Here is a 6,008-nt window from a genome sequence, read left to right as displayed (position 1 = left end):
AATGAAGACGAAAAGACTATGAAAAGTATTAAAATAGAAGGAAATGAGATTCCTGTTACATACGATAGTGACACTTGGATAGGAAACACTCGTAAATATCCAACGCAATCGTATGTGATTGTAGCAAAAAATAGCGTATATAAGGAAATAAAAGCAAATGAAACGAAAATGCACCTTCTTCAATTAAAGAAATCTCTAGGTGATGAAAGACCTAAAATGTCGACAGATAATACAATGGTTAATGAAAATGTCAAAGTAAAAAAGTTAATTAAAGGTTTGGAAGGAGAAGTATCTTTTCAATTTGTAACGATTGGCGAAAAACCTTAAAAAAGAGTTCGGAGTTGATAAAAATTTCATCAGCTTCGAACTCTTTTTAGTTTATAGACAAATCAATTATTATGCTTTACATTACTTCATTTAATCGAGTCTCGTTTGTTTCCTCAATCCCATTTGAATTTTGAACTGAATTATTTTGGGATTCTTTTTCTTTACGAGCCTTTTGTAGCATTTCAAGTATGATCCATAAAGGAACACCTTTATCCTTTAACATCTTCCATAAATCTAATTCATTAAATTTATGCTCAGGCTGTTTCATTTCTTTTTCAGATGAACGAATATCAAACTTGATAGGATCATTTACTTTCTTACTTTCAAGTTTAGTAGAAGAGATAGTATTATGCTCAAGAGTAGATGGAGTTATTTTAGTAGGTTGAGATAATGTATGAATATTTGATCCGATTTGCATGTTTTTTCCTCCTTTTTGAAGCAATGAGATTAGTTTTCTTATGGTTTTTAAATCTTTTTAACATGAGGAAACTATATCTAATTATAAATCTAAATAAATAGATTTACAAGTTATATTGTAAAAAGTAAATGTTTACTTGAATTAATATTTATCAACATTTGTATATGTTTTCTATATATACAACGTATATAAAATACTTTACATTATGTTTAAGTTGTTAAATTATTCTGTTAATTTTTCGAAAAGAAAAATGTAAACGTTTTATTAGGGGGAGAAAGTATGGGGAAGTTATTTTTAAAAATATGTTTTTTCGCATTAGTGACCGTATGTTCATTCGCAGCAAAAATATCATACGCTGAAGAAAGGCAACAAAATAATTATCCTATCATATTGGTGAATGGATTTGCTGGATGGGGTAGGGAAGAAATGCTGGGCGTAAAATATTGGGGTGGTGTTCATGATATACAGGAAGATTTGAAACGAAATGGTTATACGGTACATACCGCTGCTGTTGGACCTGTTTCTAGTAACTGGGATCGTGCATGTGAATTGTATGCACAAATTAACGGTGGGACAGTAGACTATGGTGCCGTACATGCTGAGAAACATGGACATAATCGTTTTGGCAGAACTTATAGTGGTTTTGCACCGAATTGGACTGAAACAAATAAAGTTCATTTAGTTGGACATAGCATGGGTGGACAAACGACTAGAACATTAGTACAGCTATTAAAAGAAGGTAGTTTTGAAGAAAAGAATTATGTGAAAAATCACCCAAACACCAAAATATCACCACTATTTGAAGGCGGAAAATCATATGTTCATAGTGTTACAACATTAGCAACCCCTCACAACGGTACAACACTTGCGGATGGGAGTCTTCTGCTACCGTTCGTTAAAGATTTACTCATTACAACTGCAAGCTTCGGAGGAAACAATAATTTATCGTTATATGATTTCAAATTGGATCAATGGGGTATAAAGAAGAATGCTGGAGAGTCCTTTTTCCAATATAGTAATCGTATTCTAAATAGTTCACTTTGGAAAAATACAAAAGATATAAGTCAATGGGATTTAAGTACAGATGGTGCAAAGGAGTTAAATAATTGGGTAAAGACACAACCGGATGTGTATTACTTATCCTATAGTGGACATGCATCACAAGCAGCACCTATAACAGGTTTACATTTACCTCATATAACGATGAATAAAGTGTTGATGGGGAATGCGTTTTTCTTAGGTTCTTATGCGAGATATGAAGAAAACCGTCCGTTAGTTGATACTTCTTGGTGGCAAAATGATGGTGTAGTAAATACAAATTCCATGATTGCACCATCTTCTAATGTTGCTGTAAATAATAATGAGTCATTACAGGTTGGAAAATGGAATCATATCGAAACGAAAGCGAATTGGGACCATCTCGACATGGTAGGGTTAAGTGTTTCAGACTCGTTAGGTTTTTCTAGCATTCAAGAGTTTTATAGAACAATTGCTGAAAAGCTATCACGTTTACCGAAATAGGTAATAATAAAGCGCTCTCGATGGAATTCGAGAGCGCTTTATATTATATTGAAAGAGGGATTTGGTAGAAAAATATGGGGGGATATTATGAAAATTCAAGTTGTATTATCAGGATACGGAACAGTAGGCAGAGAGTTTATAAAATTATTAAATGAAAAATATTCATATATATATGAAACATATGGGATTCAATTAGTTGTAAGTGGCGTATTAGGGAGAAATATTGCAATACATAATGAAGAAGGCTTATCTCTTCATCATTTATTGATGTATGGTGGCGGTACCGCTGCAATTGAAAAATATTTAGAGTATCATCCGAAGGAACGTGCAATAACTAGCATAAGTGGTACTGTATTGGTAGAATCAACGGTTACAAATCTTAAAGATGGAAATCCAGGGAAACAATATATGAAACAAGCGATTGAGAAACAGATGGATATAGTAGCAATTTCTAAAGGTGCGCTCGTTACAAACTGGAGAGAAATAAATGAAGCAGCAAGAGGCGCAAATGTACGAATTCGATATAGCGGTGCAACAGCCGCTGCACTACCGACACTAGATATTGGACAATTTAGTTTAGCCGGTTGCAGTATTGAAAAAATAGAAGGAATATTAAATGGAACAACTAATTATATTCTTACGAAAATGTATGAGGAAGATATGACATTTGAAGAAGCGCTGAAAGAAGCACAAAATAAAGGGATTGCTGAGACAAACCCTATATTAGATATAAGTGGTTCAGATAGTGCGTGTAAATTGTTACTTTTGACTAACAGCTTAATGGAAACAGAGAAAACACTTACTGATATACATATAAAAGGAATCGAGCACGTTACAAAACAGCAAATACAAAATGCTAAGAAACAACATAAAATTATTAAATTAATAGCATCAATATATAAGGATGAAGGTGGCGATGTGAATTTAAATGTTGAACCGTGCGAAATAGAAAAAGATCATCCGTTAGCAAAAGTAAATGGGAACGAAAAAGGAATTACGTTCTTTACAGATACGATGGGACAAGTTACTACAATTGGCGGGGCTTCTAATCCACGAGGCGCTGCAGCTGCAGCTTTAAAAGATGTAATTAACTTATATCGAAAAGATTTGTAAGACCGTACCGCCCTTTATAAAAAATACATATGTCGTGGACCTTTTGAGAATGAAATAAATATGCAAAAATGATTGCAGGGGGTAAGGAATTGTTTAAGGATTTTAAAGTTGTTAAAGATCGTCCCGTTTATATTCAATTAAAAGACTATTTGAAAAAGATGATTATGAAAGGGCATTTGCTCGGGGATCAAAAAATCCCATCAACAAGGGAACTAAGTGAATTACTAAGTGTGAGTAGAAACACTGTACTCGCTGCTTATGCAGATTTAGAGCAAGAAGGACTCATTTATGCAGTTAAAGGAAAAGGGAACTTTGTTGCGAAGGTGGATATATCTAACACTTCGTCTGTTGAAATAGATTGGAAAAATAAACTTAATACAGTGACCGCATTAGCGGACGAATTAGATTTAATGAAACATGGTGTTCGTTGGGAAAAGGGAATGATTGTTTTTAATAGTATAGCCCCGGATGAGAAGCTATTTGATGTTGAAAATTTCAAAAGAGCTTTTCTTACTCGTATGTCCATTGAAGGGGACATCGTATTGAACTACGGATATGCAAAGGGATATAGACCGTTAATGAATTATTTACTTCATTACATGGAAATGAAAGGTGTAGACATTTCGAATAAAGATATTCTAATTACAAATGGATTTACAGAAGGATTGGATATTGTACTCTCTTCTTTATCAAAAAAATCCGGTCGTGTCATTTGTGAGAATCCAACTCACCATGCTGCACTTAAGCTTTTCCGTTTACATGGACTTGAAGTTCATGGGATTGATATGCATGAGGATGGTATTGATACGAATGAAGTTGAAAAAAGTTTGCGTGAAAAAGATTTTGATTTTGCTTATTTAATTCCTTCTTATCATAATCCAACCGGTATTGTTACGAGTTCAGAGAAAAGAACGGAATTGATGAGGTTATTCTCAAAATACAACGTTCCTATTATAGAGGACGGATTTAATGAAGAATTACGTTATTCAGGTTCACATTTAGCTCCATTATTAACTTTTGCGGGAGCTGGCAATAATGTGATTTATATTAGTAGCTTTTCAAAGGTGCTTTTCCCTGGTTTACGTGTAGGCTGGATTATTGCAGATAAAGAGCTGATTCATTATTTAGAAAGCGTAAAAAGAGCAAGAACGATTCACACATCTACGCTAGATCAAGCTGTTCTGTTTCAATATTTACATGAGGGATATTTTGAAAAATATTTAAAAAAGGCAAGATCTGTTTATAAGAAAAAATATGAGTTAGCTGTCGGGGCATGTAACCAGTACATTCCTTTTAAAAGAATGACTGGAGATGGTGGACTTCATTTATTTATAGAGCTAGAAGAGCATATGAATGCCCGCACACTTTTACAAAAGTGTTATGAGAAAGGCGTTACGTTTTCACCTGGAGATGTTTTTTACTCTGATGGAGAAGGAGCAAACACTTTCCGATTAGGGTTTTCGCGCTTGAAAGAAGAAGAAATAGTTCGGGGAATTAAAATAATTGGTGATACATTAAAAAATGAAATTTGGAGTTGAGAAAATGAAAATCGGTGTTATTATGGGCGGGGTATCGTCTGAAAAACAAGTTTCAATTATGACGGGGAATGAAATGATTGCTCATTTAGATAAAAATAAATATGAAATTGTTCCAATTACATTAAATGAAAAAATGGATTTAATTGAAAAAGCGAAAGACATTGACTTTGCATTGCTCGCATTACACGGAAAATACGGAGAAGATGGGACAGTTCAAGGAACACTGGAGAGTTTAGGGATTCCTTATAGTGGAAGTAATATGTTATCTAGCAGTATATGTATGGATAAAAATATTTCGAAAAAGATTTTACGTTATGAAGGTGTAGAAACACCAGATTGGATTGAACTTACAAAAATGGAGGATCTAAATCTTGATGAGTTAGATAAGTTAGGATTTCCATTAGTGGTAAAACCAAACTCTGGCGGATCGAGTGTCGGGGTGAAAATCGTTTACAATAAAAATGAATTGATCTCAATGCTAGAAACTGTATTCGAATGGGATTCTGAAGTAGTAATTGAGAAGTATATAAAAGGTGATGAAATTACATGTTCCATTCTGGATGGAAAACAGTTACCTATAGTTTCAATTCGACATGCAGCCGAGTTCTTTGACTACAATGCAAAATATGATGATACTAGTACAGTTGAGGAAGTTATTGAACTTCCAGCAGAAATTAATGAACGTGTAAATAAAGCGTCACTCGCTTGTTATAAAGCATTAAAATGTAGTGTTTATGCAAGAGTTGATATGATGGTGAAGGACGGAGTTCCATATGTAATGGAAATTAATACATTACCAGGGATGACACAATCAAGTTTATTGCCAAAAAGTGCAGAAGCAGCGGGAATTAGTTATAGCAAACTATTAGATATGATTATTGAAACATCATTAAAAGTTAGAAAAGAAGAGGGGTTTTAAGGGAATTATATAACTAATTTTTTTGACAGTTTCACGAAGTATGCTATGATGAATACATTATAAAAACAAAATATTTATCCACTAGGGGGGCCTTTTATAGGCTGAGATCAAATGTGATTTTGAGACTCTTAGTACCTGATCTGGTTAATGCCAGCGTAGGGAAGTGGGAAAG

General features: G+C 33.8%; 6 protein-coding genes and 1 riboswitch. Of the genes, 5 read left to right on the top strand and 1 reads right to left on the bottom strand.

The features are described 5' to 3' along the window. The coding region (locus GBN78_RS27875) for a lipoprotein BA_5634 family protein (protein WP_264298956.1) at positions 1–327 on the top strand (327 nt) is incomplete at its 5' end. Positions 328–403: 76 nt separating this feature from the next. Here GBN78_RS27875 and GBN78_RS27870 read toward each other — a convergent pair. Then, positions 404–745: a DUF3914 domain-containing protein gene (locus GBN78_RS27870; protein ID WP_152127940.1), complete on the bottom strand. Its 342-nt coding sequence runs from the start codon at positions 743–745 to the stop codon at positions 404–406. A 279-nt stretch (positions 746–1,024) separates the two neighbouring features. Here GBN78_RS27870 and GBN78_RS27865 point away from each other — a divergent pair, with 279 nt between their 5' ends. The 4 genes from GBN78_RS27865 (at position 1,025) to GBN78_RS27850 (ending at position 5,836) form a co-directional block, all read left to right on the top strand. Continuing rightward, positions 1,025–2,266, top strand: coding sequence for an esterase/lipase family protein (locus tag GBN78_RS27865; protein ID WP_152127939.1), 1,242 nt, complete (start codon positions 1,025–1,027; stop codon positions 2,264–2,266). An 87-nt stretch (positions 2,267–2,353) separates the two neighbouring features. Beyond that, positions 2,354–3,379, top strand: coding sequence for a homoserine dehydrogenase (locus GBN78_RS27860; RefSeq protein ID WP_152127938.1), 1,026 nt, complete (start codon positions 2,354–2,356; stop codon positions 3,377–3,379). Positions 3,380–3,468: 89 nt separating this feature from the next. Further along, on the top strand, positions 3,469–4,917 hold the full coding sequence (gene pdxR, locus GBN78_RS27855; protein ID WP_030025706.1) for a MocR-like pyridoxine biosynthesis transcription factor PdxR: 1,449 nt from the start codon (positions 3,469–3,471) through the stop codon (positions 4,915–4,917). Positions 4,918–4,921: 4 nt separating this feature from the next. After that, positions 4,922–5,836, top strand: coding sequence for a D-alanine--D-alanine ligase (locus GBN78_RS27850; protein ID WP_030025707.1), 915 nt, complete (start codon positions 4,922–4,924; stop codon positions 5,834–5,836). Between the two features lie 73 nt (positions 5,837–5,909). Then, positions 5,910–6,008, top strand: a riboswitch (TPP riboswitch). This riboswitch is flagged as partial in the annotation.

Source organism: Bacillus sp. B2-WWTP-C-10-Post-4 (assembly GCF_009183805.1).
Lineage (GTDB): Bacteria > Bacillota > Bacilli > Bacillales > Bacillaceae_G > Bacillus_A > Bacillus_A cereus.
The sequence above is the reverse complement of the archived record's forward strand: the minus strand, read 5'-3'. Positions and strand labels throughout refer to the sequence as shown.